This window comes from Oleiphilus sp. HI0123, from assembly GCF_001635315.1.
The window spans coordinates 1-997 of the sequence record NZ_LWGE01000293.1; the positions used below are offsets into that span (position 1 = coordinate 1).

Below are 997 nucleotides of genomic sequence, written 5' to 3' on the forward strand. Positions count from 1 at the left end.
CTTTCGTTAAGCTATTCCTGGCTATCGGTTGACTTTGAAGGGAATATCCATTTTGAGGGACTTGTTTTAACGCCTTTTAGTTTGAAGCGTCCGATTAATATAGACAAACTTACGCTCGGTTTAGGCAATGCATCTTCAATGATGACAGCCTTGCCTAGCTTAAAAGTAGGCAAATTGACTGCTCCGATTTCAATGAGCTACTCTGGCTTGCGAATGCCTTTTAAGGGGCGCGGTCTTGATGAATGGATGGCTCTGTTTATTGGCGATAAGGTGTTGGTTCCAATGAGCTTGTTTGCTTGCGGAGATCGTTCATCTCTGGATTTCTCAGCTTTAAAAGCCATGGGGATAGAAGAGCTATCGGCTTCGGGTCGCATCTATTATGAGCAAGCCCGCGGCAAAGATATGATTACGCTGTCGATAGACATCGATAAGATCGGAAAGTTAGAGTTGGCCCTAAGTCTGGATTTGGAAGGGCTTAATACCGTAATTGAAACGGGAAATGTGTCAGCAATAAATATTCATAACCTAGAAATGAGTCATTTAGATGCGGGCTATGCTCGTCGTATGGTGAACTTATGCACGGAAGAGAGTGGCTTAGAGCCTGAGGCCTATGCAAAACATGCTTCTCAAGCTTGGCGAATAGGTATGGCGGGGATAGGAATGCTGGCAAATGAGGCTGTCGAAGATTTATATCGTGATAAATTGTTGCAAGGCGGTGTCTTGAAGTTAAAAGTTGAACCTCCTGTGCCGATAAGGTTGGGAGAGTTAGAACGACTTTATGATCAGGAACTAGTGTCTAGTCTAGCAATAAGTGCAAATATCAACGGCAAAATGAGTCAATCGTTGCAGCTGTTTTTAGATGGCAGTTATTATCGGCCTGAGCCAGTGCTTGAAGAGAAACCTAAAAAACCAGAGAGCAGCGGTCAGGCGACAGTGGTTTTGAGTAATTTACGCTATCAGCCAACTGATATTATGGTTTTATCCGAATTCGTCGACC

Annotated in this window: 1 protein-coding gene; it reads left to right on the plus strand. The window is 43.8% G+C overall.

All coding sequences use genetic code 11. The features are described from left to right. Positions 1–997 (plus strand): hypothetical protein (locus tag A3761_RS26720; protein WP_197472761.1); only part of this gene is annotated, 997 nt, incomplete at both ends.